The sequence below is a fragment of the Pseudomonas sp. P1_C12 genome (genome assembly GCF_056406435.1).
On sequence record NZ_JBFUAE010000004.1, the window covers coordinates 371245 to 397136 of the forward strand.

A 25892-nucleotide genomic window follows, 5' to 3' on the forward strand; every position below is an offset into this window, starting at 1 on the left:
TCCATGCTTTAAGCCTGTCTCTCTTGCGGCTTGAGCCGCACGTAAAGGGTTTTCCCGACACGCGCCACCAAGTGGCCGGCGCCGTCATGAATGTCGACCTGCAATTGCGGCAGGTATTTTTATCAATCGCGCCTTGCCGAATCGGCGGATCAACCAGTTACGCACCTGGACGCGTACCCAAACCCATCGCCTGTCGGGCAAACCAGCGTTTGGCCGGTGGCAACAGGTCGAGGCCGAGCAGTCCGATGTTGCGCCCCAGGGATACCAGCGGCTGCGTACTGCCGAACAGGCGCGTGACCTGATCGGAGAAACCCACGGTGAGGTCCTGATCGAGACGCTGGCGTTCGCGATAGGCCTGCAACGTGGCGAAGTCGCCCAATGGTTTTTCGCTGGCGAGCAAGGTATCGGCCAGGGCCTGGGCATCGCGCAGGGACAGGTTGAACCCCTGGCCGGCAATCGGATGCAGGCTGTGCGCCGCGTTGCCGAGCACCGCCAGATGCGGACGCACCTGTTCTTCGGCCTCGACCAGTGTCAGCGGATACAGATGTCGTGCACCGACCTGTTTCAACGTACCAAGGCGATATCCGAATACCCCCTGCAACTCGCTAAGGAAACTGCGTTCATCCAGCGAAGCCAGGCGTTGCGCATCCATCCCCAGGCGGGTCCAGACCAGTGCACAGCGATTTTCCGGAAGCGGCAGCAACGCCATCGGGCCTTCGTCGGTGAAACGCTCGAAAGCCATGCCGTTGTGGGCTTCGCTCGGGGTGATGTTGGCGATCAGCGCGCTCTGGTTATACGGACGCTTGCGGATGCCGATCCCCAATTGCTCGCGCAGGCCGGAGCGGCCACCATCGGCGAGCACCGCGAGGTCGCATTCCAGGGTAGTTTCATCATTGAGGGTCAGACGATAGCCATCGGTCAGCGGCTCCATGCGAGCGACTTCCGCCGGGCAGCGCCAACTGATCACGTCCTTGTCCAGGCCTTGCCACAGGCATTGGCCGAGCCAGGCGTTTTCAACGACATAACCCAGCGCAGGAACGCCCTCTTCCATCGCCGACAACCGCGCCGTCGAGAAACGCCCACGGTCGGAAACATGAATCTGCTTGATCGGCTCGGCGCGGCGGGAGATTTCCTGCCAGACGCCCAGCCGTTGATAAATTTGCCGGGAGCCAAAGGACAACGCCGAAGAACGGGCGTCGTAACTCGGTTGATACGTGTCGCCGGGGGCGAACGGTTCGATCAGCACGATTTTCCAGCCCCGGGCCTTGGCTCCAGCTTGCAAGGCCAGCGCCAGACTCGCACCGACCAGCCCGCCACCGATGATTGCCAGATTGACTCGACTCATGCCGCTTGTGTCCGCGCGGCGGCCATCAGGGCCTCGATCTCGGCGACCGTTCTCGGCACGCCGCCCGTCAATATTTCACAACCGGTTTTGGTGACCACTACGTCGTCCTCGATGCGCACGCCAATGCCGCGCCATTTCTTCGCCACGCTCTGGTTGTCCGCAGCGATATAGATCCCCGGCTCCACGGTCAGCGCCATGCCGACTTCCAGCACGCGCCATTCGCCGCCGACCTTGTATTCGCCGACGTCATGTACATCCAGGCCCAGCCAGTGACCGGCGCGGTGCATGTAAAACGCTTTGTAGGCTTCGCTGGCGATCAGTTCGTCGACGTCGCCCCGGAGCAGCCCCAGCTTGACCAGCCCGGCCGTGATGACCCGGACCGTGGCTTCATGTGCCTGATTCCAGTGTTTGTTCGGGGTGATTTCGGCAAAGGCAGCCTCTTGGGAAGCCAGCACCAATTCGTAAATCGCTTTCTGTTCCGCTGAATACTTGCCGCTGACCGGAAAGGTCCGGGTGATGTCGCTGGCGTAGCAGTCGATCTCGCAACCGGCGTCGATCAGCACCAGATCCCCGTCCTTGAGCACTGCGTCGTTCTGCTGGTAATGCAGGATGCAACTGTTGCGCCCCGCCGCGACGATCGACCCGTAGGCCGGCATCTTCGCCCCGCCCTTGCGGAATTCGTAATCGAGCTCGGCTTCCAGGCTGAATTCGTGCAACCCGGCGCGACAGGCCTGCATTGCCCGTACGTGCGCCCGGGCGGAAATCCGCGCCGCCTCGCGCATCACTTTCACTTCTGCCGCCGATTTATACAGGCGCATGTCGTGCAGCAGATGATCCAGGGCAACGAATTCGTTCGGCGGCTGGGCACCGAGGTTGGCCTTGGAGCGGATCACGTTGATCCACTCCATCAGGTGGCGGTCGAATTCGGGGTTGCTGCCCATGGCCGAATACACCCGGTCACGGCCTTCGATCAGGCCCGGCAGGATGTCGTCGATATCAGTGATCGGAAAGGCGTCGTCGGCGCCGAAGTCGCGAATCGCGCCCTCTTGCCCGGCACGCAGGCCATCCCACAGCTCGCGTTCGGCATTGCGTTCGCGGCAGAACAGAATGTATTCGCCATGCACTCGCCCCGGCATCAGCACCAGTACGGCCTGGGGCTCGGGAAATCCGCTGAGGTACTGGAAGTCGCTGTCCTGACGGTAGACATGCTCGACGTCGCGGTTACGAATGGCCACCGCGGCGGCGGGCAGGATGGCGATGCTGTTGGGTTCCATCTGCGCCATCAGGGCCTTGCGGCGACGGCTGTATTCCGATTTCGGGATGTGGATCATGGGCAGATGGCGTTCCCTGGCAAACGATTAATGCAACGACGGTTTGGCGGCGGCCGACACGTCTTTTTTGGTCTCGGAGAACAGCAGCAGCGGTGCGACGCGCAGGTATTCCATGACTTCCATGTAGTCGCTCTCGCCGTCTTCGGACTCTTCCAGGGCATCCTGCACCTGGGAAATGGCCGCCAGATCCTGCAGCACTTCGGTGGCCTCGGTGCTCAGGGAGCTGCTGTCACGGCAGTTCAGGCCGAATCCGCTGAGGAAGCCCTGGCACCATTGGCCCAGTGCGGCGGCACGTTCGATGAGCGGAGCGTCGTCAGTTGGCAGCAACAGAACGACCGTCACGTCATCACCAGTGAGCTCGCCTTTAACCATCTCTTGCAGGCCGATCAGGGCACTGCGAACGTTGTCCTGAGGCTCGCTTTCGAGCAGTTCGGCGGCGTCGATCAGCCAGCCTTCGGCATCGAAACCGGCGCCAGCGCAACTGCGACCGAGCAGCAGGCCGTGCAGTTCGGCGGGCGAGACGTTATGACCGCTGGAAGTCAGCAGGGTGGCGAAGGCTTGGTACGGGGAATTCTGAATGGTCATGGGCAGCTAGGCGCCAGACGGCGCTATGTCTAGAATGAAGGCCTTGTATCCTACATCGACTACCCCTGTAGGAGCGAGCTTGTTCCGGGCGGCGTTCCGACGATGGTCGTCAACGATAACGCTGGGGACCTGATACTCCGCGGCGTTCTCAAGTTCATCGTCGGAACGCCGCCCGGAACAAGCTCGCTCCTACAGTGGTCCGCCCGCTACCTCCGGTCAGACACGAACTCAGTGGACACAATGGAAGACACCGATCTGCAAGCGCTGATGGCCAGACTCGAACTGCTGATTACCCGAGTCGAGCAACTTAAGAGTCAAAACGGACTCTTACTAGCTCAGGAAAAGACCTGGCGCGAGGAACGCGCGCACCTCATTGAAAAAAACGAAATCGCCCGGCGTAAGGTCGAATCGATGATTTCGCGCCTCAAGGCCCTGGAGCAAGACTCATGAGTTCAAGCAATAGCGTCACCGTGCAGATCCTCGACAAAGAGTATTCGATCATCTGCCCTCAGGAAGAGCGCAGTAATCTGATCAGCGCCGCCCGTTATCTGGACGGCAAGATGCGCGAGATCCGCAGCAGCGGCAAAGTCATCGGCGCTGACCGTATCGCCGTGATGGCAGCGCTGAACATCACCCACGACCTGCTGCACAAGGAAGATCGCCCGGATATCCAGGCCAGCGGCTCGACCCGCGAACAGGTGCGTGACCTGCTCGATCGCGTCGATCTGGCGCTCGCCACCGATCCGGACGTCACCAAAGGCTGATTCGCGCCACCACTTGCGGTATAATCCCCTCACTCCCTGGGGTGCTTGCCAGTTGGCGATGTCCCTGAGCCGATTTGCTATACCCTGGAGGTTGCACGTTGGGCTGGTGTGCATGTCCGCTAGACGGAAAGCCTTAAAGCCTACTGCATCTTCCACCTTGAACTTTCGGGTTCAAGGGCTAAGTCGACAGCGGCACATTCGGGGAGCCTGATTTCAGTCCAATGCCGGTTTTGATACCGGCATTGGCGTTTTTACGGGTACGCTTCACGTATCCGCATTGTTGAAGCCCGAATACATGACCGAACCTGCGCTGCTCCCCCGCCCGCAACTTCGACGCATGCTGCGCAAGGCCCGCCGCGCACTGACACCCAGTCAGCAGCGCCAGGCCGCTCGCGGGCTGTACAAGCAATTGGCCCAGCAACCGCTGTTCCGCCGCGCCAGACACATCTCGCTCTACCTGCCCACCGACGGTGAAATCGATCCGCGCCTGTTGCTGCGCGCCGCGCAGCGCCGGGGCAAAGCCACCTATCTACCGGTGCTGAGCGCCTGGCCGCGAACCAAAATGGTGTTCCAGCGCATCCGTCCTGGGGAAAAACTCAAACCCAACCGCTTCCGCATTCTCGAACCTCGGGCCAACCTCGCCCGGCAGCGCAAGATATGGGCGCTGGACCTGGTGTTGTTGCCATTGGTGGGGTTTGACGATGTCGGCGGGCGCCTGGGAATGGGCGGCGGTTTCTATGATCGGAGCCTGGCCTACCTGGCACGACGAAATGACTGGCGCAAGCCGACGCTGTTGGGGCTGGCCCATGAATGTCAGAAGGTGGGGCGATTGGCTCAGGCGAGCTGGGATGTGCCGCTGCAAGGAACGGTGACGGACAAGGCCTGGTATTACGCAGGCTAGGCGCCACTTCGATCAGCGACGCCGAGGCAACAGGATCAGCGCTTGAAGGCGGTCGACTGTTGCTGCAATTGGGCGAGCTCGACTGGTGCATCGGTCTTGCTGGCCCACAGGCTTTGGGCATAGCCAGTGGTCACGACGCCAAGGCCAAACAAAATGACCAAAATCCATAGTAAATCCGGTTTGCGTTTCATCGATTACCCCCCAAAGGCATATCTACACGATGACAGCAGCGGTTTCCGTTTATAGGCCGTGCAGCAGCGTCAAGCTTTAAAGGCCGGCATTTTGCGACAACGTGAACCGCTGCGCAAATGCTGACGTCAACCGACTGTCGGTTTGTCATAAAATCGCCGACAAGCGGCTCAATCACCTCGCAAGGAGCAAAAGACATGGCCTATTGGCTGATGAAATCCGAGCCCGACGAACTCTCGATAAAAGGACTGGAAAAGCTCGGAAAAGCGCGCTGGGACGGGGTTCGCAACTATCAGGCACGCAATTTCCTGCGGGCCATGGCAGTGGGGGACGAGTTCTTTTTCTACCATTCCAGCTGCCCTGAGCCGGGCATCGCCGGAATCGGCAAAATTGTCGAAGCCGCGTATTCGGACCCGACGGCACTGGAGCCGGAGAGCCATTATTTTGACCCGAAGGCCACCCCGGACAAAAATGCCTGGAGCGCGATCGATGTCGCGCATGTCGAGACGTTTGTCCGGGTGTTGAAGCTGGATTACCTGAAGCAGCAGACGGCGCTGGCCGAGTTGCCGCTGGTGCAGAAAGGCTCCCGGCTTTCGGTGATGCCGGTAACCCCGGAGCAGTGGGCGGCGGTTATAGCGCTGCGCTGATGACCGCCAAAAGATCGCAGCCTTCGGCAGCTCCTACAGGATTACGCGCCTGATGTAGGAGCTGCCGAAGGCTGCGATCTTTTGATTTTCAAAAAAGACTTACTGAATGATCAGGTTATTGAACAACAAATCCTCAACCACCGGCTTACCGGTTTCATCATTCATGATCTGCTGGGTCTGCTTCAGCGCTTCCTGACGCAGCTTTTCCTTGGCCTCGACGTTGTTCATTGTCTCGGTAGTCTGCTGGGCGAACAGCGCGACCAATTGATTGCGGATCAAAGGTTCATTGGCCTTCACCGCTTTGGCCGCCTCGTCACCGGTCACCCGCAACGCCACATCGGCCTTGTAGACCTTCAGTTTCGGCGTGCCGTCCAGCCCGTAGTTACCCACGAACGGCGGGCTCAGGGTGATGTAACTGACCTTCGGAGCTGTATCCTCTTTGGCTTCTTCGGCCACCGCTGTCACAGGCAGAGACAGGGCCAGCATCAACATGATCCACGCTTTCAAAATTCGCTCCTTATCCGGTTTGCGGCCTGGCATAACGACCCGCCGCGCAAGCACAAGCTTATGGCTGGCTATCAGGGTCGGGCATGCTCGTTGACCCATCGACCCACACACCTACACTTATCGGCCATCACTCCCAAAGGAATAGCCCTGATGAAAGCCGTGCTGTGCAAAGCCTTCGGCCCTGCCGAATCGCTGGTGCTGGAAGACGTCGCCAGTCCTGTCGCGAAGAAGAATGAAATCCTGCTGGACGTGCACGCCGCCGGGGTCAACTTCCCCGACACGTTGATCATCGAGGGCAAATACCAGTTCAAGCCGCCCTTCCCGTTCTCTCCCGGTGGCGAAGCGTCCGGTGTGGTCAGCGCTGTGGGCGAAAAGGTCAGCCACTTGAAAGTCGGTGACCGGGTCATGGCCCTGACCGGCTGGGGCAGCTTTGCCGAACAGGTCGCCGTGCCGGGCTACAACGTGTTGCCGATCCCGCCGTCCATGGACTTCAACACCGCCGCCGCCTTCAGCATGACCTACGGCACCTCGATGCATGCCCTGAAGCAGCGCGGCAACCTGCAACAGGGCGAAACCCTGCTGGTGCTTGGTGCCTCCGGCGGTGTCGGCCTGGCGGCGGTGGAAATCGGCAAAGCCATGGGCGCCCGGGTGATCGCCGCAGCCAGCAGCGCAGAGAAACTCGCCGTGGCCAAGGCCGCCGGCGCCGACGAACTGATCAACTACAGCGAAACCAGCCTGAAGGACGAAATCAAGCGCCTGACCGATGGCCAGGGCGCTGACGTGATCTACGATCCGGTGGGCGGTGACCTGTTCGACCAGGCCATCCGTGCCATCGCCTGGAACGGCCGCCTGCTGGTGGTCGGCTTCGCCAGCGGGCGCATTCCCGAATTGCCGGTGAACCTCGCGCTGCTCAAAGGCGCAGCGGTACTCGGTGTGTTCTGGGGCTCCTTCGCCCAACGTCAGCCACAGGACAACGCCGCGAACTTCCAGCAACTGTTTGGCTGGTTTGCCGAAGGCAAATTGAAGCCGCTGGTGTCACAGGTTTATCCGCTGGACAATGCGGCGCAAGCCATCAATGATCTTGGTCAGCGCAAGGCTGTCGGGAAGGTTGTTGTGCAGGTTCGCTGAGCCGAGGCAAGCGATCTGAACTTCGAAAGACGCCGTTCAGATCGCTTTTCATTGGCGCGTGGACCCAAGCACCTTGCGAAGATACTCAGGCAAAAAGCTCATGTGTTACGAACCAGTCGCCAGTCAGGGCAGCGTGGCATTCGTCCAGGCGGACTTTGATTTACAGCGCTTGAGCCGCGCCTCCAGATTCCGGTCTGGCATGGCGTGGCTGCGCAGGGCATGCGCGGTCTGCTCGACATAATCGCGAGTGGTGCCGTAGCGCCCGCAGGCGTTTTCGAACACATGGCTCAGCACATGGTCCGGCAGGTTGCCGGCATAGCTGGGCAGGTGTCGCTCCAGCACAAAGCCCAATGCCTGTACCTGGCTGCCATCTTCGAGACGGCAGTTGAGCCAGTGCGGACGGTAGGAAGGGAATGGCATCTCGCGCTGCCAAAGTGCGTACAGCGACGCTTCGAGTTGCTCTTCGGGCAAGCGATAGGCGAAACCGCTGCAAGAGCCTCCGCGATCCAGGCCAAACACCAGGCCGGGCATTTCCGGGGTGCCACGATGTTCGTGGGACCACAGGTACAACCCGCGATGATAGCCATGCACCCGGCCGCGAACCCGCTCAACCGCTGTGCATTCAGGGCGCCAGATCAGCGAACCATACGCAAACAACCAGACCGGCCCGCCCTTGTGGCGCGCCATGGTCGATTGCATCGAGCTGAGCAGTTGTTCGTGAGTGAGTTGCGGCCCCAGATCGAGCCGCGGAGGGTAAGCCAGATTCAAAAAAGCAGATTCAATGGCGCTCATGGCAACAGTTGTTCGGCCCCGCAAGCATTACAAAATGTAAACACTATTAATGTAATAGAACATATAGCAGTAAAGGTAAAACGAAAAGTGATAAAGGACGTTTGCCTGACTGTTTATATACCCTAATGTCATTCTGCAAATATCTTAAATACCAGAATGAAATATGCATAAGCATTGAGTCCTTCCGGGAATAAAGCCGCTTATCAGAAACGTCCTACTCCCCCTTCAGATTTGCCGCCTTCTGGCCTCCATCGGGCGTCGCGTATAACGGCCACACAGGCGCAAGCCAGACTGCCTTCACAGGGGGCCGCCGATGAAAAAACCATGGTTTTACGCAGTGCTGTTGATGGTCTTGGCGCCATTGGCGCTGGCACAGCATGCAAGCTCAAAGGACACCGGCTCCTGGTATTTGCAGACCAGTGTTTATACGAAGCACTATTCGCCCGACCCCAGGCACAACAACAATCAGGATCTTATTGGTCTTGAACGTATCGACGCGTCCGACTGGCTGTTTGGCGCTGCCACTTTTCGCAATTCGTACAGTCAGCGCTCACATTATGTCTACGCGGGTAAACGCTACGAAAGCGCCTCCTATCCCGTGTATATCAAATTCACGGGCGGCCTGCTGGAAGGCTACCGTGGCAAACATAAGGACAAGATCCCCCTGAATCGCTTCGGGGTCGCACCGGTGATCATCCCCTCACTGGGCACACATTACGGTCCGGTGGCAGCCGAGCTGGTGTTGCTCGGCTTCAACGCCGCCATGGTGACCACTGGCGTGCGCTTCTGATCCCACGCTGACCTACGAGCGTGGCGCGTAGGCAAAAACGTCAGCACGCATCTGATGCGCATCCATTCCCGCTTCCACCAGCGCATCCAGCGTGCCGTAGACCATGGCCGGAGAGCCACTGGCGTACACATGCAGCGACTTGAGGTCAGGGAAGTCTTCACAGACCGCTTCATGCAACATGCCGCAACGCCCTTCCCAACCGCATTGATCACTGACGACCTTGTGCAGGAACAGGTTGGGCAGTTTCAGCCATTCGTCCCAATGCTCGACTTGATAAAAGTCTTCTGGGCGACGCACACCCCAATACAGATGCACCGGATGCTTGAAACCCGAGGCCCGGCAATGTTCGATCAGGCCGTGGACCTGGCCCATGCCGGTGCCAGCGGCGATCAGCACGAGAGGACCGTCCGGCAACTCCTCCAGGTGGGTATCGCCAAACGGCAACTCGACCCGCACCATGCTGTTGCGCTGAAGCTGTTCGATCAGGCTCAACGCACTGGATTCGCGCGCCAGTACATGGATTTCCAGGTCGCGCCCAGCATGTGGTGCCGAGGCGAGGGAGAAGGCGGACTTTTCGCCGTTCTCGCGTTCGATCATCAGGTACTGGCCGGCATGGTAGCGCGGCGGTTTACCGGCCGGAGCCCGCAGACGCACGCGCCAGGTGTCGCCGCCCACGTCCTTGCACTCAATGACCTGACACGACACGCTGCGCACCGGCAGTTCTCCCAGCGCGAGCACGCCATCCCACAGCACGATGCAGTCTTCCAGCGGCTCCGCTATGCAAGTGTAGAACTCGCCATGATCACGCACATCGCCGGTCTGTTCGACCCGGCCTTCCACCAGCAGTGCCGCGCACACGTGGCAATTGCCGTTGCGGCAGCTTTGCGGGCATTCGTAGCCCAAACGTCGTGCGCCATCGAGAATCCGCTCACCGGGCAATATCTCAAGCACTGCTCCGGAGGGCTGCAAGGTTACACGCATCAATCTATTCCTAACTGATTCCAGATGGCATCGATCCGCTGGGTCACGGCATCGTCCTTGACGATGACTCGGCCCCACTCGCGGGTGGTTTCGCCCGGCCATTTATGCGTGGCATCGAGGCCCATTTTCGACCCCAGGCCGGACACCGGCGAGGCAAAGTCGAGATAGTCGATCGGCGTGTTGTCGATCATCACCGTGTCGCGCTTGGGGTCCATGCGCGTGGTGATGGCCCAGATCACGTCGTTCCAGTCCCGGGCGTTGATATCGTCGTCGGTGACGATAACGAACTTGGTGTACATGAACTGTCGCAAAAACGACCAGACACCCAGCATTACCCGCTTGGCGTGGCCCGGATACGACTTCTTCATGGTCACGATGGCCATGCGGTACGAGCAGCCTTCGGGCGGCAAGTAGAAATCGGTGATCTCCGGGAACTGCTTCTGCAGGATCGGCACGAACACTTCGTTCAGCGCAACGCCGAGAATCGCCGGCTCATCCGGTGGACGGCCGGTGTAGGTGCTGTGGTAGATCGGTTTGATCCGGTGGGTGATGCGCTCGACAGTGAATACCGGGAAGCTGTCGACTTCGTTGTAGTAACCGGTGTGGTCACCGTACGGGCCTTCATCGGCCATTTCGCCTGGATGGATCACGCCTTCGAGGATGATCTCGGCGGTGGCCGGCACTTGCAGGTCATTGCCGCGGCATTTCACCAGCTCGGTGCGGTTGCCGCGCAACAGGCCGGCGAAAGCGTATTCGGAAAGGCTGTCGGGCACCGGGGTCACGGCGCCGAGGATGGTCGCCGGGTCCGCGCCCAATGCCACGGAAACCGGGAACGGCTGGCCGGGATGCTTCTCGCACCACTCGCGGTAATCCAGCGCGCCGCCACGGTGGCTCAGCCAGCGCATGATGACCTTGTTGCGACCGATCACTTGCTGACGATAGATGCCGAGGTTCTGGCGATCCTTGTTCGGGCCTTTGGTGACGGTCAGGCCCCAGGTGATCAACGGGCCAACGTCGCCCGGCCAGCAGGTCTGCACCGGCAACATCGCCAGGTCGACGTCGTCGCCTTCGATGACCACTTCCTGGCACACCGCGTCCTTGACGACTTTCGGCGCCATCGAAATGATCTTGCGGAAGATCGGCAGCTTGGACCAGGCATCCTTCAAGCCTTTCGGTGGCTCGGGTTCTTTGAGGAACGCCAGCAGCTTTCCAATTTCGCGCAGTTCGCTGACCGCCTCGGCGCCCATGCCCAGCGCCACGCGCTCGGGGGTGCCAAACAGGTTGCCGAGCACAGGAATGTCATAACCGGTGGGTTTTTCGAATAGCAGGGCCGGGCCTTTGGCGCGCAAAGTGCGGTCACAGACCTCGGTCATTTCGAGCACTGGGGACACCGGAACCTGAATGCGCTTGAGTTCACCGCGCTGTTCCAGCCCGCTGATAAAGTCGCGCAAGTCGCGATACTGCATGCGTAAGCCTCGTGTTGGCCGTGGCGTTCGGGGCAGGCAGTTTAGCGCCGAACCCTTCGGTTCAGAACCACGAACTGCCGCCCGATCAAAAATCGGATAGCAAAAAGCCGGGTTTCCCCGGCTTTTTGTGCCTGCTCGACTTACTTGCGTTTCATCGACAGGAAGAACTCATCGTTGGTCTTGGTCGTCTTCAGCTTGTCGACCAGGAACTCGATGGCAGCCACTTCATCCATCGGGTGCAGCAGCTTGCGCAGAATCCACATACGCTGCAGCTCGTCGTCGGCGGTCAGCAACTCTTCGCGGCGGGTGCCGGAACGGTTGATGTTGATGGCCGGGAACACGCGTTTTTCAGCGATACGACGATCCAGCGGCAGTTCCATGTTGCCGGTGCCTTTGAATTCTTCGTAGATCACTTCGTCCATCTTCGAGCCGGTTTCTACCAGCGCGGTAGCGATGATGGTCAGCGAGCCGCCTTCTTCGATGTTCCGCGCAGCGCCGAAGAAACGCTTCGGTTTCTCCAGGGCGTGGGCATCGACACCACCGGTCAGTACCTTGCCGGAGCTCGGGATCACGGTGTTGTAGGCGCGAGCCAGACGGGTAATGGAGTCGAGCAGGATCACCACGTCTTTCTTGTGCTCGACCAGGCGCTTGGCCTTCTCGATCACCATTTCGGCAACCTGCACGTGGCGGGTTGGCGGCTCGTCGAACGTCGAGGCAACCACTTCGCCGCGCACGGTGCGCTGCATTTCGGTCACTTCTTCCGGACGTTCGTCGATCAGCAATACGATCAGATGAACTTCAGGATTGTTACGAGCGATGTTTGCCGCGATGTTCTGCAGCATGATCGTCTTGCCGGCTTTCGGCGGTGCAACGATCAGGCCGCGCTGGCCTTTACCGATCGGGGCGCACAGGTCGATGACACGACCGGTCAAGTCTTCGGTGGAACCGTTGCCGGCTTCCATCTTCATGCGCACGGTCGGGAACAGCGGGGTCAGGTTCTCGAAGAGAATCTTGTTTTTCGCGTTCTCGGGACGATCGTAGTTGATCGTGTCGACCTTGAGCAGCGCGAAATAACGCTCGCCTTCCTTTGGAGGACGGATCTTGCCAACGATGGTGTCACCGGTGCGCAAGTTGAAACGACGGATCTGGCTCGGCGAGACATAGATATCGTCTGGACCTGCGAGATAGGAAGCGTCAGCGGAGCGCAGGAAGCCGAAGCCGTCCTGGAGAATCTCCAGCACGCCATCACCGGAGATTTCCTCACCGCTTTTCGCGTGCTTCTTGAGCAGGGAGAAAATCACGTCCTGCTTGCGCGAACGGGCCATATTTTCTATGCCCATCTGTTCGGCCAATTCGAGCAGTTCGGTAATCGGCTTTTGCTTGAGTTCAGTCAGATTCATATAGGAATGACGTAATCATTTATGGAGGGGGGAAATTAAGCTTTTGGCTTAATGAGGCCGCGCCGCAGAGAAGGCGACAGGATCGCGTACTTATTCGAAAAGGAGTGCGTCGGCGACGGCTAGCAGGGGGCAATGGAGAAACCAGTGCGGGGCCGAATGTACCACCTGAGTTTAGGAGCGTCTAGCCCTGAATACGCAAAAAGCCCCGCTATTTGCGGGGCTTTTTCAGGAAACTTTACAGCGACGCTTAGATGTTGGCGTCGAGGAAAGCAGCCAGTTGCGACTTCGACAGTGCGCCGACCTTGGTCGCTTCAACGTTGCCGTTCTTGAACAGCATCAGGGTCGGGATACCGCGCACGCCATGCTTGGCCGGGGTTTCCTGGTTTTCGTCGATGTTCAGCTTGGCAACGGTCAGCTTGCCTTTGTAGGTCTCGGCAATTTCGTCCAGAACAGGAGCGATCATTTTGCAAGGGCCGCACCACTCAGCCCAGTAATCGACCAGTACAGCGCCTTCAGCCTTGAGTACGTCGGCCTCGAAGCTAGCGTCGCTAACGTGTTTGATAAGATCGCTGCTCATGGAATTCTCCAGGGTTGTAAGCAAAAAAACGTGGCCCATCATAGCTGCCCTTCCCTCGTTCAGGAAGGTGCAGTTGATTGAGTCTCGCTATGGTGTTCCATGAGTTTGGGTATAGCCCAGGTCACGCCGTGGCGGGAGCGACGAAGGCGATTCCGGTGCGCAACGCCGCGTTACGCACATGCTCGTGCATGGCTTTCTGCGCGGCGCCAGAGGCTCGGCGAGCCAGCGCGCGAAGGATCTTGCGGTGTTCCTGCCAGGTTTCCATGGCCCGCTCGGCCCGGATGAACGGTAGCTTCTGGCTCTCCAGGAAGATGTCGGCGCTGACAGTCAGGATGCTCAGCATCGCCTGATTGCCGCTGGCCAGCAGGATGCGGCGGTGGAATTCGAAGTCCAGGCGCGCCGCCGCTTCGAAATCGGCGGCTTTCAGTTCGTTGCGCATGGCGGCGACATTGTCTTCCAGCGCATCGAGTTCATCGGTGCTCAAGGTCACGGCCGCCAGCCCCGCGGCAAACCCCTCCAGCGCATAGCGCAACTGGAAGATATCCAGCGGCGAAGCCTGCGCCGCGAACGGCCAGCCTGGCGCTGCCTCGCCTCGCGGCAGCTCCACCGGCGCCTGCACGAACACGCCTTTGCCCGGCTGGATGCTGATCACGCCCAGCGCACTCAACGATGACAACGCCTCGCGCAACGACGCCCGACTAACCCCCAATTGCACCGCCAGTTCCCGTTGCGAGGGCAAGGCATCCCCCGGCCCGAAGCCCTGCTCGGTAATCAGTTTGCGGATGGCTTGCAACGCCACTTCAGGTACGGCACGGGAGATCGAATTCATGGTTTTCCAGACGAACCAGGCCAATGTGCGCTCAGTTGTAAAGCTATTCGCGACGCCCGGCAAGTCGTGCCCCATGGGGGTTCGGTGATTTTCACGGCTGCGCCATCGGGGTGCGAAACGCAACCTGACTGTTCAGACCAGTAAGACCGTGCGACGCCAGCAAAACCGCGCCCTGGCGCCCTCAAAACCCCATGTTGGCATGGCCCATGCTCTGTCGATCCGCAGAAATCACTTCTTGCCGATTCGGAGATTTGCCATGACCCAGCGTTACAGCGCCCTCCTTGCTGCCCTGTTTGCCAGCCTGATGCTGAGCCAGGCACCCGCCCACGCCGACGGTCTGGACGATGTGGTCAAGCGCGGAGTCCTCAAGGTCGCCGTGCCCCAGGACTTCCCGCCGTTCGGCTCGGTCGGCCCGGACATGCAACCCCGCGGCCTCGACATCGACACCGCGAAACTGCTGGCCGACCAGCTCAAGGTCAAACTTGAACTGACCCCGGTCAACAGCACCAACCGCATCCCGTTCCTCACCACTGGCAAGGTCGACCTGGTGATCTCCAGCCTCGGCAAGAACCCGGAGCGCGAAAAAGTCATCGACTTCTCCCGCGCCTACGCGCCGTTCTACCTCGCCGTGTTCGGTCCGCCAGACGCCAACATCAAGGGCCTGGACGATCTCAAGGGCAAAACCATCAGCGTCACCCGTGGCGCCATCGAAGACATCGAGCTGACCAAGGTCGCCCCCGAAGGCGTGACCATCAAGCGTTTCGAAGACAACAACTCGACCATTGCCGCCTACCTGGCCGGCCAGGTCGACCTGATCGCCAGCGGCAACGTGGTGATGGTGGCGATCAGCGAGAAGAGCCCGAAACGCGTGCCGGCGCTGAAAGTGAAGCTCAAGGATTCGCCGGTCTACGTCGGCGTTAACAAGAACGAGCCGGCGCTGCTGGACAAGGTCAACCAGATCCTCGTGACCGCCAAGAGCGATGGCGCGCTGGAAAAGAACGCCCTGACCTGGCTGAAAGAACCGCTGCCAGCCGATCTCTGATTCGGCGCGCTGGAGACGTTTTATGGCTTATCAATTCGATTTCCTGCCGGTGGTGAACAACACCGATCTGTTGCTGCGCGGTGCGTTGTTCACCCTTGAGCTGACCGCCATCGGCGCTGTGCTCGGCGTGGGGCTGGGCATCGTCGGGGCGCTGGTGCGGGCGTGGAACATCCGGCCTTTCGCGGGGGTTTTCGCGGTCTACGTCGAGCTGATCCGCAACACGCCATTCCTGGTGCAGTTATTTTTCATCTTCTTCGGTTTGCCGTCCCTGGGCGTGCAGATTTCCGAATGGCAGGCGGCGGTGCTGGCGATGGTCATCAACCTCGGAGCCTATTCGACCGAGATTATCCGCGCTGGCATCCAGGCGATCCCCCGGGGTCAGTTGGAAGCCGCGGCGGCGTTGGCGATGACACGTTTCGAAGCCTTCCGTCACGTGATGCTGCTGCCGGCGCTGGGTAAGGTCTGGCCAGCCCTGAGCAGCCAGATCATCATCGTGATGCTCGGCTCGGCGGTGTGTTCACAGATTGCCACTGAAGAGCTGAGCTTCGCGGCCAACTTCATTCAATCTCGCAACTTCCGAGCCTTTGAAACCTACGCCCTGACCACGCTGCTCTATCTGTGTATGGCGCTGCTGATCCGCCAATTGCTGAACTGGATCGGGCATCGGTTTATCGCGAGGAACAGCCAATGAGCGATTTCACCTTCTGGGACATCGTGCGCAACCTGCTCACCGGCCTGCAATGGACGCTGGCGCTGTCGCTGGTGGCGTTCATTGGCGGCGGGCTGATTGGCTTGCTAATCATGGTCATGCGCATCTCGGATAAATCCCTGCCGCGCAGTTTCGCTCGCACTTATATCGAACTGTTCCAGGGCACGCCGCTGTTGATGCAGCTGTTCCTGGTGTTTTTTGGCGTGGCGCTGGCCGGGGTGGAGATTTCGCCGTGGATGGCAGCGGCGATCGCGCTGACGCTGTTCACCAGCGCTTACCTGGCGGAGATCTGGCGCGGTTGCGTCGAGTCGATTCCCAACGGCCAGTGGGAAGCCTCGTCGAGCCTGGCGCTGACCCCGCTGGAACAATTGCGCTATGTGATCCTGCCCCAAGCGTTGCGCATCGCCGTGGCGCCGACCGTGGGTTTCTCGGTGCAAGTGGTCAAAGGCACCGCCGTCACCTCGATCATCGGTTTCACCGAACTGACCAAGACTGGCGGCATGCTCGCCAACGCCACCTTCGAACCCTTCATGGTCTACGGCCTCGTCGCTCTCGGCTATTTCCTGCTCTGTTATCCCTTGTCGCTCAGTGCGCGCTACCTGGAAAGGAGACTGCATGCCTCTGCTTAGAATTTCCGCCCTGCATAAATACTACGGCGATCACCATGTGCTCAAAGGCATCGACCTGAGTGTCGAGGAAGGCCAGGTGGTGGCGATCATCGGCCGTAGCGGTTCGGGCAAATCGACCTTGCTGCGCACCCTCAACGGCCTGGAGTCGATCAACGACGGCGTGATCGAAGTCGACGGCGAATACCTCGACGCCGCCCGCGCCGATCTGCGCAGCCTGCGGCAGAAGGTCGGCATGGTATTCCAGCAGTTCAACCTGTTCCCGCACCTGACCGTGGGTGAGAACGTGATGCTCGCGCCGCAAGTGGTGCAGAAAGTACCGAAAGCCAAGGCCGCCGAGCTGGCGCGACAGATGCTGGAAAGGGTCGGACTGGGGGAAAAGTTCGATGCCTTCCCTGATCGGCTGTCCGGCGGGCAGCAACAGCGGGTGGCGATTGCCCGTGCCCTGGCGATGTCGCCGAAAGTGCTGCTGTGCGATGAAATCACCTCGGCACTGGACCCGGAGCTGGTCAATGAAGTGCTGAGCGTGGTCCGGCAACTGGCGAAGGAAGGCATGACGCTGATCATGGTCACCCACGAAATGCGCTTCGCCCGGGAAGTTGGGGACAAGCTGGTGTTCATGCACCTGGGCAAGGTGCATGAAACAGGCGATCCGAAGGTATTGTTCGCCAATCCGCAGACGGCGGAGCTGGCGAATTTCATCGGGACGGTTGAGGCGGTGGCCTGACAGATCTTTGGTGCCAGTGACGCCGCCTTCGCGGGCAAGTCGGACCGCCGCACCGCCGCTCCTACAGGGTCTTCTGTTGAAATACGATTGCGTATTCGCTGCAAAAACCTGTGGGAGCGGGCTTGCCCGCGAAGAGGCCAGTGGCCGCACCACTGGAGTCCCATGGTGAAAGATCGCAGCCTTCGGCAGCTCCTACGCGTTGGCGGCAGGCTGTGATCGTGGCACGATGTCGAGGTTATCGACCGAGACCCCTGACCATGCCGCAATCCCAAGCCAAGAATCTGTCCCTGATCGCCGCAATCGACCTGGGCTCCAACAGCTTTCACATGGTCGTGGCCAAGGCCCAGAACGGCGAGATCCGTATTCTCGAACGTCTCGGGGAGAAGGTTCAGCTGGCCGCCGGCATCGACGAAGAGCGCCATCTCAACGAAGAATCGATGCAGCGCGGGCTCGACTGCCTCAAGCGCTTCGCCCAACTGATCAGCGGTATGCCCACCGGCGCCGTTCGCATTGTTGGCACCAACGCCTTGCGTGAAGCCCGCAACCGCGCCGAATTCATCCGTCGCGCCGAAGAAATCCTCGGCCACCCGGTGGAAGTCATCTCCGGTCGTGAAGAAGCGCGCCTGATCTACCTCGGCGTGTCCCACACCCTCGCCGATACCCCGGGCAAGCGCCTGGTGGCCGACATCGGCGGCGGCAGTACCGAATTCATCATTGGCCAGCGCTTCGAACCGCTGCTGCGCGAAAGCCTGCAGATGGGTTGCGTCAGCTACACCCAGCGCTATTTCAAGGACGGCAAGATCACCCCGGCCCGTTACGCCCAGGCGTACACGGCGGCGCGGCTGGAGATCATGAGCATCGAGCACGCCTTGCACCGCCTGACCTGGGATGAAGCCATCGGTTCCTCGGGCACCATCCGCGCCATCGGTCTGGCGTTGAAGGCTGGCGGTCACGGCACCGGCGAGGTCAATGCCGAAGGCCTGGCCTGGCTCAAGCGCAAACTGATCAAGCTCGGCGACGTCGAGAAAATCGACTTCGATGGTATCAAGCCGGATCGCCGTGCGATTTTCCCGGCCGGCCTGGCGATCCTCGAAGCGATCTTCGATTCCCTCGAACTGCAACGCATGGATCACTGCGAAGGCGCCCTGCGCGAAGGCGTGCTCTATGACCTGCTGGGCCGCCATCATCACGAAGACGTGCGCGAGCGCACCCTCACTTCGCTGATGGAGCGCTACCACGTCGATCAAGAGCAAGCGGTACGGGTCGAGCGCAAGGCGCTGCATGCGTTCGATCAGGTGGCCGCGGACTGGGATCTGGAAGACGGCGTCTGGCGCGAACTGCTCGGCTGGGCGGCCAAGGTCCATGAAGTGGGCCTGGATATCGCCCACTACCAGTACCACAAGCACGGCGCCTACCTGATCGAGCACTCGGACCTCGCCGGGTTCTCCCGCGAAGACCAATTGATGCTCGCACTACTGGTGCGCGGCCACCGCCGCAATATTCCCAAGGACAAGTTCGCCGATTTCGGCGACGACGGCATCAAGCTGATTCGCCTGTGCGTGCTGCTGCGCTTTGCAATCCTGTTCCACCACATCCGTGGCACCCAGCAAATGCCCCAGGTGGAGCTGAACGCCTATGGCAACAGCCTGGAAGTAGTGTTCCCGGAGAACTGGCTGGACGAAAACCAGCTGACCCAGGCCGACTTCGAAATTGAAGCACAATGGCTGACCCGGGTCGATATCGTGTTGAGCGCTCGCTAATAATGATGGACACAAACCTGTAGGAGCTGCCGCAGGCTGCGATCCTTTGATCTTGTTTTTTAAGATCAAAAGATCGCAGCCTGCGGCAGCTCCTACAGGGCGGACACAAAAATGGCGATCCGCAGGGATCGCCATTTTTTACCCGAGGCTTGTTCTAACGCACAGCCAGTATCGGACTGCCCAAACGCTCCAGCAATGTCGCCTGGGCGCTGCGCGGGTTCTGGTTGCCGGTCGGTGTGTTACGGATGTAACGACCGTCCGACTGCAGGCTCCAGCTGTGGGTGTTATCGGTCAGATACAACTCCAGCTCTTTCTTGACCCGCATGATCAGCTTCTTGCCTTCCACCGGGAAGCAAGTCTCGACGCGCTTGTCGAGGTTGCGTTCCATCCAGTCGGCACTGGACAGGAACATCTGCTCGTCGCCGCCATTGAGGAAGTAGAAGACCCGGGTGTGTTCCAGGAAACGGCCAATGATCGAACGCACATGGATGTTGTGGGAAACACCGGCGATACCCGGTCGCAGGCAGCACATGCCACGCACCACCAGATCGATGCGCACACCTGACTGGCTGGCCTTGTACAGCGCGCGGATGATCTTCGGATCGGTCAGCGAGTTGAACTTGGCGATGATGTGCGCCGGTTTGCCGTCGAGGGCGAACTGGGTTTCGCGGGCAATCATGTCGAGCATGCCCTTTTTCAGGGTGAACGGCGCGTGTAGCAACTTCTTCATGCGCAGCGTCTTGCCCATGCCGATCAACTGGCTGAACAGTTTGCCGACGTCTTCGCACAAGGCGTCGTCGGAGGTCAGCAAGCTGTAGTCGGTGTACAGGCGGGCGTTGCCGGCGTGGTAGTTACCCGTGCCGAGGTGCGCGTAACGCACGATTTCGCCGGCCTCGCGACGCAGGATCAGCATCATCTTGGCGTGGGTCTTGAAGCCGACCACGCCATAGATCACCACCGCACCGGCCGCTTGCAGACGGCTGGCCAGTTGCAGGTTGGACTCTTCGTCAAAACGTGCACGCAACTCGATCACCGCGGTGACCTCCTTGCCATTACGCGCCGCATCCACCAGCGCATCGACGATTTCCGAGTTGGCGCCAGAACGGTACAGCGTCTGGCGCACCGCCAGCACGTGCGGATCCTTGGCAGCCTGACGCAGCAGGTCGACCACCGGGGTGAACGACTCGAACGGGTGCAGCAGCAGGATGTCCTGCTTGCTGATCACGCTGAAAATGTTCTCGCTGTTCTGCAGCAGTTTCGGAATCTGCGGGGTGAACGGCAGGTATTGCAACTCGCGCTGGCTGTCGAGGCCAGTGATGCTGAACAGCCGCGTCAGGTTCACCGGACCGTTGACCTGATACAACTCGCTCTCAGCCAGGTTGAACTGCTTGAGCAGGTAGTCGGACAGGTGTTTCGGGCAGGTATCAGCCACTTCCAGACGTACCGCATCGCCATAACGACGGGAGAACAGCTCGCCGCGCAAGGCACGGGCCAGGTCTTCTACATCTTCGGAATCCAGCGCCAGGTCGGCGTTCCGGGTCAGGCGGAACTGGTAGCAGCCCTTGACCTTCATCCCCTGGAACAGGTCATCGGCATGGGCGTGGATCATCGACGACAGGAACACGTAGTTGTCGCCTGCGCCGCCGACTTCTTCCGGCACCTTGATGATGCGCGGCAGCAGGCGTGGCGCCGGGATGATCGCCAGACCGGAATCGCGACCGAAGGCGTCGATACCTTCGAGTTCGACGATGAAGTTCAGGCTCTTGTTCACCAGCAACGGGAACGGGTGCGTCGGGTCGAGGCCGATCGGGGTGATGATCGGGGCGATCTCGTCGCGGAAATAGCGGCGGACCCAGGTTTTGAGCTTGGTCGTCCAATTGCGGCGACGGATGAAGCGGACCTGATGCTTTTCCAGCTCCGGCAACAGAATGTCATTGAGGATTGCGTACTGACGATCGACGTGACCGTGAACCAGCTCACTGATGCGAGCCAGGGCCTGGTGCGGTTGCAGACCATCGGCACCGGCCTGTTCACGGGCGAAAGTGATCTGCTTCTTCAGGCCGGCGACACGAATTTCGAAGAACTCGTCCAGGTTGCTGGAGAAGATCAGCAAAAACTTCAGCCGCTCCAGCAACGGGTAGGACTCGTCCAGCGCCTGCTCCAGCACGCGGATATTGAACTGCAGTTGCGAGAGCTCGCGGTGGATGTACAGGCTGCTGTCATCCAGACCGGGGATGGCCACCGCTGGCACTGGCGCAGCGGTCTCGACGACCGCCGCGGGCGGAGCCGGCTCCAGCTCCGGCGGGGTCTCGTCGACTTGCTCCACCACAGGTTGAGCGTCTTTTACGGCAACTTCAGTGAGCACTTCGGTATTCATCGAATGTTCCTGGGAGGGCTATTTTTGCTCTCGTAACAATTGAGCAGCACGAACGGCAAAGTACGTCAGGATGCCATCTGCCCCTGCACGTTTGAAAGCGGTCAGGGACTCGAGGATAACCCCTTCGCTCAACCAGCCATTCTGGATCGCCGCCATGTGCATGGCGTATTCGCCGCTGACTTGATAAACAAACGTCGGCACTTTGAATTCTTCTTTTACCCGGCACAGGATGTCCAGGTACGGCATGCCTGGCTTGACCATGACCATGTCTGCGCCTTCTGACAAGTCCGCCGCCACTTCGTGCAGGGCTTCGTTGCTGTTGGCCGGGTCCATCTGATAGGAGGCCTTGTTGGCCTTGCCCAGGTTCAGCGCCGAACCGACCGCATCGCGGAACGGGCCGTAATAAGCGCTGGCGTACTTGGCCGAGTAAGCCATGATTCGCACATTGACGTGACCGGCCACTTCGAGGGCTTCGCGGATCGCCTGGATGCGGCCGTCCATCATGTCCGAAGGCGCCACGACCTGTGCGCCGGCTTCGGCGTGGGACAGGGCTTGCCTGACCAGTGCGTCGACGGTGATGTCGTTCTGCACGTAGCCTACTTCATCAAGAATGCCGTCCTGGCCGTGGGTGGTGAACGGGTCCAGGGCGACGTCGGTGATCACGCCCAGCTCAGGGAATTGCGCACGCAGCGCACGGGTCGCGCGTTGGGCGATGCCTTCCGGGTTCCACGCTTCGGCGGCGTCCAGCGACTTGAGCTCCGAGGGTGTTACCGGGAACAGCGCCAGCGCCGGAATCCCCAGCTCGACCCACTTGGCCGCCTCTTCCAGCAACAGGTCAATGGTCAGGCGTTCGACACCCGGCATCGAGGCCACCGCTTCGCGACGGTTTTCACCGTCCAGCACGAATACCGGCAGGATCAGGTCATCGACGGTCAGGACATTTTCACGGACCAGACGACGCGAGAAGTCATCACGACGGTTGCGGCGCAGGCGGGTTGCGGGGAACAAACGGTTGGCGGGGGTAAAGCTCACGGCAGACTCCTGAGCCCGCAGACGTGCGAGCGTGACAGTTATAAGCGGCCATTATGACGAACGTATTACAGTTATGTGCACGCTGCGACAGGTAGCCGCATTCCATTGTCCTTGTAGGAAATGTTCACGTCGAGACACATTTGGACACTTTCCTGAATGTGTCCGAAGGGTTAGGCTGCGCGTTCATTTCGCCAGCACCCAGACAATGCTCCAACAATTCCTGCATGACTTCGGCTACTTTGCCCTCTTTCTAGGCACGTTCTTCGAAGGCGAAACCATTCTGGTACTCGCGGGCTTCCTCGCGTTCCGTGGATACATGGACATCAACCTGGTGGTGGTCGTGGCCTTCTTCGGCAGCTATGCCGGCGACCAACTGTGGTACTTCCTGGGACGCAAGCACGGTCGCAAGCTGCTGGCGCGCAAACCGCGCTGGCAAATGATGGGCGACCGGGCGCTGGAACACATTCGCAAGCATCCGGACATCTGGGTGCTGAGCTTCCGCTTCGTCTACGGTTTGCGCACGGTCATGCCGGTGGCCATTGGGCTGTCAGGCTATCCGCCGGGCCGTTACCTGCTGCTCAACGGAATTGGCGCGGCGATCTGGGCCGCCGCATTGGCGGCGGCCGCGTACCATTTCGGCGCCGTGCTCGAAGGCATGCTCGGCAGTGTGAAGAAGTACGAACTCTGGGTGCTCGGCGCCCTGCTGGTCCTGGGATTCGTGCTATGGCTGCGCCGGCGCTTCAAGAATGCCCGCCTGGCCAGGCAGGTCTACGCCGACGAGCAAGCCATGAAGGTCGAACGAACCAAAATCGAGGGTCCTACGACGCCAACCGAGTAATGCGATTTCTGCAACAGTAGAGACCGATTCCGCTCAACAGGCTGTAACTGAGCAGGCCGACCCAGCCCACCGCACTGGCCGGCCACAACCCCACCATCGGGGCCAGCCATACCAATGGCAGATTCGACGCCAGCCGCACCCACTCCAGCTTCAACGCCCACGGGCGATTCTCCAGGGCCACGCCCAGCACAAACAGACCGAACGCCACCGCCCCCCAACCCAACATAAGGGCGGCGACTGGCAGTTTCGGTTCAAGATTCATCAAGTAGCTGCCCAGCGCGATGTAGACGCAGAACTGCAGCAGGATATAAAGCTGCTGACGCCCGTCCAGCGGCACCTCGAATTTGCGGAACAAGGACAGGTCCGGCTTGTTCATCGGGTATTTGGCCGCCACGTCCGCCGGGCGCCAACCGGTGCGCATGAACCAGATCCGCAGCTTGTCCCAGGTGCTCTCAGCACGCCGCGCATCTGCCCACAATTGCGCGTAGAACTGCACGTTTGCCCACACAGGATTCCAGCTCGCCAGCGGCGTGGTCACGCCGAAGATTACCGGCTCGTTGTCGTCTTCTTCCTGGAACGAGCCGAACAGACGGTCCCAAATAATGAACACGCCGCCGTAGTTGCGATCCATGTAGAGAGCGTTCTGTGCATGGTGAGCCCGATGATTGGACGGCGTGACAAAGAACCATTCGAACCAGCCAAGCTTGGGAATGTGCCGGGTGTGCACCCAGAACTGGTAGAGCAGGTTGAGCGCCGCGACGCTGACGAACATCAGCAGCGGCACGCCGAACACGGCCATCGGCAGATAGAAGATCCAGCTCAGCAGGAATCCGGTACTGGTCTGGCGCAACGCCGTGGACAGGTTGTAGTCCTCACTCTGGTGATGCACCGAATGGGCGGCCCAGAGGATGTTGCGCTCGTGGCCCATGCGGTGCAGCCAGTAATAGCAGAAGTCATAGAAGACAAAGGCGAACACCCAGACCCACACACTGTCGACCGACAGTTCGAACAGCGCCAGGTACTTGAGGGCGAACGCGTAGGTCACCAGCCCCACGCCTTTGGTCAGCAGCCCCGTGGTGGTCGACAGCACGCCGGTGCTGATGCTGTTGATCGCGTCCGCCACCCGATAATTACTGACCCCGCGCCAACGGTCGGCCAGCAGTTCGACGGCGATCAGCACAAAGAAAAACGGCACCGCATACAGAATGAAGTCCATGACGCGCCCTGACCGGAATCTTGAGGACAGATGCTATGTGTAGTCGTGAATTAACCCTATGGCAACGAGTGACAAATTAGTGGACATTTAACGCCATGAATCTGGAGAAAAGCCCATGAGCAAAAAAGTTGCAGTGATCCTTTCCGGTTGTGGCGTGTACGACGGCGCCGAGCTCCACGAGAGCGTCATCACCCTGCTGCGTCTGGACCAGCGCGGTGCCCAGGTGCAGTGTTTCGCACCGAACATCGCGCAGTTGCATGTGATCAATCACCTGACCGGCGAAGAAATGCCTGAATCGCGCAACGTGCTGGTGGAGTCGGCACGGATAGCCCGGGGCAACATCAAGGATATCCGTGACGCGAACGTCGATGAGTTCGATGCGCTGATCGTGCCCGGCGGCTTCGGCTCGGCCAAGAACCTGTCCAACTTCGCCATCGAAGGCGCTGGCTGCACCGTTCAACCGGATGTCCTGGCATTGACCGAAGCCTTTGCCGAGGCCGGCAAGCCGGTGGGGTTGATGTGTATCTCCCCTGCCCTGGCGGCAAAGATCTACGGCCCTGGCGTGACCTGCACCATTGGCAATGACACCGACACCGCTGCCGCGATGAACAAGATGGGTGCCACCCATGCCGATTGCGCGGTCAGTGACATCGTCGAGGACAAGGCACGCAAACTGGTGAGCACACCGGCCTATATGCTGGCGCAATCGATCAGTGAAGCGGCATCGGGCATCAACAAGTTGGTGGACCGGGTACTGGAACTGACCCACGAAAACGATGCGTAAAAACAAGATCAAAAGATCGCAGCCTGCGGCAGCTCCTACAAGGGGACGGTGTATACCTGTAGGAGCTGCCGCAGGCTGCGATCTTTTCAGGCGTTGCGGGATAACCTGGTCAAAATCCGGTCCAGCGCATTAGCAAACGCCTGCTTCTCACGGTCGCCGAACGGCGCTGGCCCCCCACCCATTTGCCCCTGTTCGCGCAAATCGGTGAACAGGTTGCGCACCGCCAACCGCTCCCCCATGTTCTGCGCATCAAACTCCTTGCCCCGCGGATCGAGCGCAGCCACGCCCTTCTTCACCAGACGGTCGGCCAATGGCACGTCGCTGCAGATCACCAGCTCACCGGGCACCGCGTGTTCCACCAGATAATCGTCCGCTGCATCCGGGCCGCTCGGCACCACGATCAGCTTGACCAGCGCCAGACCCGGCTTGATTTGCGGCTGCCCGGCCACCAGCACCACTTCGAACTGGCGCTTGAGGGCGAACTTCACCACCAGATCCTTGGCTGCCCGTGGGCAGGCGTCGGCATCGATCCACACACGCATCATGTTT

Annotated in this window: 28 protein-coding genes, 1 other RNA gene and 1 pseudogene; 14 read left to right on the plus strand and 16 right to left on the minus strand. The window is 60.2% G+C overall.

The window, feature by feature from the left end:
* Positions 1-8 precede the first annotated feature (8 nt).
* The 4 genes and pseudogenes from AC1D19_RS08990 to AC1D19_RS09005 form a co-directional block, all read right to left on the minus strand.
* A pseudogene (locus AC1D19_RS08990) lies at positions 9-119 on the minus strand (tetrameric acyl-CoA thioesterase); the annotation flags it as partial.
* A 38-nt stretch (positions 120-157) separates the two neighbouring features.
* Entirely contained in the window at positions 158-1345 is a 1188-nt protein-coding gene (gene ubiH, locus AC1D19_RS08995; protein WP_477762997.1) for a 2-octaprenyl-6-methoxyphenyl hydroxylase, read from the minus strand.
* The gene (gene pepP, locus AC1D19_RS09000; protein WP_477762998.1) at positions 1342-2676 is read right to left on the minus strand and encodes a Xaa-Pro aminopeptidase; all 1335 of its coding nucleotides are present in this window, start codon (positions 2674-2676) and stop codon (positions 1342-1344) included. The genes ubiH and pepP overlap by 4 nt, the downstream gene beginning before the upstream one ends.
* A 27-nt stretch (positions 2677-2703) precedes the next feature.
* The gene (locus tag AC1D19_RS09005; RefSeq protein ID WP_477762999.1) at positions 2704-3261 is read right to left on the minus strand and encodes a YecA/YgfB family protein; all 558 of its coding nucleotides are present in this window, start codon (positions 3259-3261) and stop codon (positions 2704-2706) included.
* A gap of 240 nt (positions 3262-3501) precedes the next feature.
* Here AC1D19_RS09005 and AC1D19_RS09010 point away from each other — a divergent pair, with 240 nt between their 5' ends.
* From AC1D19_RS09010 to AC1D19_RS09025, 4 genes are all read left to right on the plus strand, one after another.
* Complete coding sequence (locus AC1D19_RS09010) at positions 3502-3711, plus strand: TIGR02449 family protein (RefSeq protein WP_007982902.1); 210 nt, start codon at positions 3502-3504, stop codon at positions 3709-3711.
* Complete coding sequence (locus AC1D19_RS09015) at positions 3708-4025, plus strand: cell division protein ZapA (RefSeq protein ID WP_477754658.1); 318 nt, start codon at positions 3708-3710, stop codon at positions 4023-4025. Before AC1D19_RS09010 ends, AC1D19_RS09015 begins: the two co-directional genes overlap by 4 nt.
* A gap of 30 nt (positions 4026-4055) precedes the next feature.
* A non-coding RNA gene (ssrS, locus tag AC1D19_RS09020) (6S RNA) lies at positions 4056-4234 on the plus strand.
* Between the two features lie 86 nt (positions 4235-4320).
* Positions 4321-4926 carry a 5-formyltetrahydrofolate cyclo-ligase gene (locus tag AC1D19_RS09025; protein ID WP_477754657.1) on the plus strand — a complete coding sequence of 202 codons (606 nt, stop codon included), beginning with the start codon at positions 4321-4323 and terminating at the stop codon, positions 4924-4926.
* Between the two features lie 35 nt (positions 4927-4961).
* Here the strand turns inward: AC1D19_RS09025 and AC1D19_RS09030 are convergent, their stop codons facing one another.
* Positions 4962-5117, minus strand: coding sequence for a hypothetical protein (locus tag AC1D19_RS09030; protein WP_007978897.1), 156 nt, complete (start codon positions 5115-5117; stop codon positions 4962-4964).
* Between the two features lie 195 nt (positions 5118-5312).
* Here AC1D19_RS09030 and AC1D19_RS09035 point away from each other — a divergent pair, with 195 nt between their 5' ends.
* Positions 5313-5762 carry an EVE domain-containing protein gene (locus AC1D19_RS09035; protein ID WP_477763000.1) on the plus strand — a complete coding sequence of 150 codons (450 nt, stop codon included), beginning with the start codon at positions 5313-5315 and terminating at the stop codon, positions 5760-5762.
* A 99-nt stretch (positions 5763-5861) separates the two neighbouring features.
* On the opposite strand, the gene AC1D19_RS09040 is transcribed toward AC1D19_RS09035, so the two are convergent.
* The gene (locus tag AC1D19_RS09040) at positions 5862-6269 is read right to left on the minus strand and encodes a flagellar basal body-associated protein FliL (RefSeq protein ID WP_477763001.1); all 408 of its coding nucleotides are present in this window, start codon (positions 6267-6269) and stop codon (positions 5862-5864) included.
* Between the two features lie 150 nt (positions 6270-6419).
* Between AC1D19_RS09040 and AC1D19_RS09045 the strand changes: the two genes are divergently transcribed.
* A complete protein-coding gene (locus AC1D19_RS09045) occupies positions 6420-7397 on the plus strand; it encodes an NADPH:quinone oxidoreductase family protein (RefSeq protein ID WP_477754654.1) in 978 nt (325 codons plus the stop codon).
* A 123-nt stretch (positions 7398-7520) separates the two neighbouring features.
* On the opposite strand, the gene AC1D19_RS09050 is transcribed toward AC1D19_RS09045, so the two are convergent.
* Positions 7521-8189 (minus strand): gamma-glutamylcyclotransferase, encoded by a 669-nt coding sequence (locus AC1D19_RS09050; protein WP_477754653.1) that lies wholly within the window; start codon positions 8187-8189, stop codon positions 7521-7523.
* A 313-nt stretch (positions 8190-8502) separates the two neighbouring features.
* Here AC1D19_RS09050 and AC1D19_RS09055 point away from each other — a divergent pair, with 313 nt between their 5' ends.
* Positions 8503-8979 (plus strand): sn-glycerol-3-phosphate transporter, encoded by a 477-nt coding sequence (locus AC1D19_RS09055; protein WP_477754652.1) that lies wholly within the window; start codon positions 8503-8505, stop codon positions 8977-8979.
* 12 nt (positions 8980-8991) lie between these two features.
* Here the strand turns inward: AC1D19_RS09055 and AC1D19_RS09060 are convergent, their stop codons facing one another.
* The 5 genes from AC1D19_RS09060 to AC1D19_RS09080 all read right to left on the minus strand — a co-directional run bounded on the left by AC1D19_RS09060 (position 8992) and on the right by AC1D19_RS09080 (position 14232).
* Positions 8992-9960: a CDP-6-deoxy-delta-3,4-glucoseen reductase gene (locus AC1D19_RS09060; protein ID WP_477754651.1), complete on the minus strand. Its 969-nt coding sequence runs from the start codon at positions 9958-9960 to the stop codon at positions 8992-8994.
* Positions 9960-11426, minus strand: coding sequence for a 4-hydroxy-3-polyprenylbenzoate decarboxylase (gene ubiD / locus AC1D19_RS09065; RefSeq protein WP_108217171.1), 1467 nt, complete (start codon positions 11424-11426; stop codon positions 9960-9962). The genes AC1D19_RS09060 and ubiD overlap by 1 nt, the downstream gene beginning before the upstream one ends.
* A 140-nt stretch (positions 11427-11566) precedes the next feature.
* Entirely contained in the window at positions 11567-12826 is a 1260-nt protein-coding gene (rho, locus tag AC1D19_RS09070; protein ID WP_046039047.1) for a transcription termination factor Rho, read from the minus strand.
* 247 nt (positions 12827-13073) lie between these two features.
* Entirely contained in the window at positions 13074-13403 is a 330-nt protein-coding gene (gene trxA, locus AC1D19_RS09075) for a thioredoxin TrxA (protein ID WP_003206727.1), read from the minus strand.
* 121 nt (positions 13404-13524) lie between these two features.
* A complete protein-coding gene (locus tag AC1D19_RS09080) occupies positions 13525-14232 on the minus strand; it encodes a FadR/GntR family transcriptional regulator (protein ID WP_477763002.1) in 708 nt (235 codons plus the stop codon).
* A gap of 256 nt (positions 14233-14488) precedes the next feature.
* Here AC1D19_RS09080 and AC1D19_RS09085 point away from each other — a divergent pair, with 256 nt between their 5' ends.
* From AC1D19_RS09085 to ppx, 5 genes are all read left to right on the plus strand, one after another.
* The gene (locus AC1D19_RS09085; protein ID WP_477754648.1) at positions 14489-15274 is read left to right on the plus strand and encodes a transporter substrate-binding domain-containing protein; all 786 of its coding nucleotides are present in this window, start codon (positions 14489-14491) and stop codon (positions 15272-15274) included.
* 22 nt (positions 15275-15296) lie between these two features.
* On the plus strand, positions 15297-15965 hold the full coding sequence (locus tag AC1D19_RS09090; protein ID WP_477759736.1) for an amino acid ABC transporter permease: 669 nt from the start codon (positions 15297-15299) through the stop codon (positions 15963-15965).
* On the plus strand, positions 15962-16612 hold the full coding sequence (locus AC1D19_RS09095; RefSeq protein ID WP_477763003.1) for an amino acid ABC transporter permease: 651 nt from the start codon (positions 15962-15964) through the stop codon (positions 16610-16612). The genes AC1D19_RS09090 and AC1D19_RS09095 overlap by 4 nt, the downstream gene beginning before the upstream one ends.
* Positions 16599-17336, plus strand: a complete 738-nt coding sequence (locus tag AC1D19_RS09100; RefSeq protein ID WP_477763004.1) for an amino acid ABC transporter ATP-binding protein — start codon at positions 16599-16601, stop codon at positions 17334-17336. The genes AC1D19_RS09095 and AC1D19_RS09100 overlap by 14 nt, the downstream gene beginning before the upstream one ends.
* Positions 17337-17593: 257 nt before the next feature.
* Positions 17594-19096, plus strand: coding sequence for an exopolyphosphatase (ppx, locus tag AC1D19_RS09105; RefSeq protein ID WP_477763005.1), 1503 nt, complete (start codon positions 17594-17596; stop codon positions 19094-19096).
* A gap of 154 nt (positions 19097-19250) precedes the next feature.
* On the opposite strand, the gene ppk1 is transcribed toward ppx, so the two are convergent.
* Together ppk1 and hemB are read right to left on the minus strand one after the other, a co-directional pair.
* The gene (gene ppk1, locus AC1D19_RS09110) at positions 19251-21473 is read right to left on the minus strand and encodes a polyphosphate kinase 1 (protein ID WP_477763006.1); all 2223 of its coding nucleotides are present in this window, start codon (positions 21471-21473) and stop codon (positions 19251-19253) included.
* Positions 21474-21491: 18 nt separating this feature from the next.
* Positions 21492-22505 carry a porphobilinogen synthase gene (gene hemB, locus AC1D19_RS09115; RefSeq protein ID WP_007998953.1) on the minus strand — a complete coding sequence of 338 codons (1014 nt, stop codon included), beginning with the start codon at positions 22503-22505 and terminating at the stop codon, positions 21492-21494.
* 205 nt (positions 22506-22710) lie between these two features.
* On the opposite strand from hemB, the gene AC1D19_RS09120 reads away from it, so the two are divergent.
* Positions 22711-23343 carry a DedA family protein gene (locus AC1D19_RS09120; RefSeq protein WP_477754328.1) on the plus strand — a complete coding sequence of 211 codons (633 nt, stop codon included), beginning with the start codon at positions 22711-22713 and terminating at the stop codon, positions 23341-23343.
* On the opposite strand, the gene AC1D19_RS09125 is transcribed toward AC1D19_RS09120, so the two are convergent.
* A complete protein-coding gene (locus AC1D19_RS09125; protein ID WP_477754327.1) occupies positions 23324-24559 on the minus strand; it encodes a sterol desaturase family protein in 1236 nt (411 codons plus the stop codon). The two genes, AC1D19_RS09120 and AC1D19_RS09125, sit on opposite strands and share 20 nt — an antisense overlap.
* 115 nt (positions 24560-24674) lie before the next feature.
* On the opposite strand from AC1D19_RS09125, the gene elbB reads away from it, so the two are divergent.
* Positions 24675-25343 carry an isoprenoid biosynthesis glyoxalase ElbB gene (gene elbB, locus AC1D19_RS09130; protein WP_477763007.1) on the plus strand — a complete coding sequence of 223 codons (669 nt, stop codon included), beginning with the start codon at positions 24675-24677 and terminating at the stop codon, positions 25341-25343.
* An 86-nt stretch (positions 25344-25429) separates the two neighbouring features.
* Here the strand turns inward: elbB and AC1D19_RS09135 are convergent, their stop codons facing one another.
* A complete protein-coding gene (locus AC1D19_RS09135) occupies positions 25430-25885 on the minus strand; it encodes a YaiI/YqxD family protein (RefSeq protein WP_477763008.1) in 456 nt (151 codons plus the stop codon).
* Positions 25886-25892 lie beyond the last annotated feature (7 nt).

What these genes read in the sequence shown, in the direction of transcription:
- AC1D19_RS09045 (WP_477754654.1), top strand. Translation starts at nt 6,420, where the DNA reads ATGAAAGCCGTGCTGTGCAAAGCCTTCGGCCCTGCCGAATCGCTGGTG.
- AC1D19_RS09050 (WP_477754653.1), bottom strand. Translation starts at nt 8,189, where the DNA reads ATGAGCGCCATTGAATCTGCTTTTTTGAATCTGGCTTACCCTCCGCGG.
- AC1D19_RS09135 (WP_477763008.1), bottom strand. Translation starts at nt 25,885, where the DNA reads ATGCGTGTGTGGATCGATGCCGACGCCTGCCCACGGGCAGCCAAGGAT.
- AC1D19_RS09005 (WP_477762999.1), bottom strand. Translation starts at nt 3,261, where the DNA reads ATGACCATTCAGAATTCCCCGTACCAAGCCTTCGCCACCCTGCTGACT.
- AC1D19_RS09025 (WP_477754657.1), top strand. Translation starts at nt 4,321, where the DNA reads ATGACCGAACCTGCGCTGCTCCCCCGCCCGCAACTTCGACGCATGCTG.
- ubiH (WP_477762997.1), bottom strand. Translation starts at nt 1,345, where the DNA reads ATGAGTCGAGTCAATCTGGCAATCATCGGTGGCGGGCTGGTCGGTGCG.
- ppk1 (WP_477763006.1), bottom strand. Translation starts at nt 21,473, where the DNA reads ATGAATACCGAAGTGCTCACTGAAGTTGCCGTAAAAGACGCTCAACCT.
- AC1D19_RS09100 (WP_477763004.1), top strand. Translation starts at nt 16,599, where the DNA reads ATGCCTCTGCTTAGAATTTCCGCCCTGCATAAATACTACGGCGATCAC.
- ppx (WP_477763005.1), top strand. Translation starts at nt 17,594, where the DNA reads ATGCCGCAATCCCAAGCCAAGAATCTGTCCCTGATCGCCGCAATCGAC.
- rho (WP_046039047.1), bottom strand. Translation starts at nt 12,826, where the DNA reads ATGAATCTGACTGAACTCAAGCAAAAGCCGATTACCGAACTGCTCGAA.
- ubiD (WP_108217171.1), bottom strand. Translation starts at nt 11,426, where the DNA reads ATGCAGTATCGCGACTTGCGCGACTTTATCAGCGGGCTGGAACAGCGC.
- AC1D19_RS09035 (WP_477763000.1), top strand. Translation starts at nt 5,313, where the DNA reads ATGGCCTATTGGCTGATGAAATCCGAGCCCGACGAACTCTCGATAAAA.
- AC1D19_RS09060 (WP_477754651.1), bottom strand. Translation starts at nt 9,960, where the DNA reads ATGCGTGTAACCTTGCAGCCCTCCGGAGCAGTGCTTGAGATATTGCCC.
- AC1D19_RS09010 (WP_007982902.1), top strand. Translation starts at nt 3,502, where the DNA reads ATGGAAGACACCGATCTGCAAGCGCTGATGGCCAGACTCGAACTGCTG.
- AC1D19_RS09125 (WP_477754327.1), bottom strand. Translation starts at nt 24,559, where the DNA reads ATGGACTTCATTCTGTATGCGGTGCCGTTTTTCTTTGTGCTGATCGCC.
- AC1D19_RS09080 (WP_477763002.1), bottom strand. Translation starts at nt 14,232, where the DNA reads ATGAATTCGATCTCCCGTGCCGTACCTGAAGTGGCGTTGCAAGCCATC.
- AC1D19_RS09120 (WP_477754328.1), top strand. Translation starts at nt 22,711, where the DNA reads ATGCTCCAACAATTCCTGCATGACTTCGGCTACTTTGCCCTCTTTCTA.
- AC1D19_RS09055 (WP_477754652.1), top strand. Translation starts at nt 8,503, where the DNA reads ATGAAAAAACCATGGTTTTACGCAGTGCTGTTGATGGTCTTGGCGCCA.
- AC1D19_RS09095 (WP_477763003.1), top strand. Translation starts at nt 15,962, where the DNA reads ATGAGCGATTTCACCTTCTGGGACATCGTGCGCAACCTGCTCACCGGC.
- pepP (WP_477762998.1), bottom strand. Translation starts at nt 2,676, where the DNA reads ATGATCCACATCCCGAAATCGGAATACAGCCGTCGCCGCAAGGCCCTG.
- elbB (WP_477763007.1), top strand. Translation starts at nt 24,675, where the DNA reads ATGAGCAAAAAAGTTGCAGTGATCCTTTCCGGTTGTGGCGTGTACGAC.
- trxA (WP_003206727.1), bottom strand. Translation starts at nt 13,403, where the DNA reads ATGAGCAGCGATCTTATCAAACACGTTAGCGACGCTAGCTTCGAGGCC.
- AC1D19_RS09015 (WP_477754658.1), top strand. Translation starts at nt 3,708, where the DNA reads ATGAGTTCAAGCAATAGCGTCACCGTGCAGATCCTCGACAAAGAGTAT.
- AC1D19_RS09030 (WP_007978897.1), bottom strand. Translation starts at nt 5,117, where the DNA reads ATGAAACGCAAACCGGATTTACTATGGATTTTGGTCATTTTGTTTGGC.
- AC1D19_RS09085 (WP_477754648.1), top strand. Translation starts at nt 14,489, where the DNA reads ATGACCCAGCGTTACAGCGCCCTCCTTGCTGCCCTGTTTGCCAGCCTG.
- AC1D19_RS09090 (WP_477759736.1), top strand. Translation starts at nt 15,297, where the DNA reads ATGGCTTATCAATTCGATTTCCTGCCGGTGGTGAACAACACCGATCTG.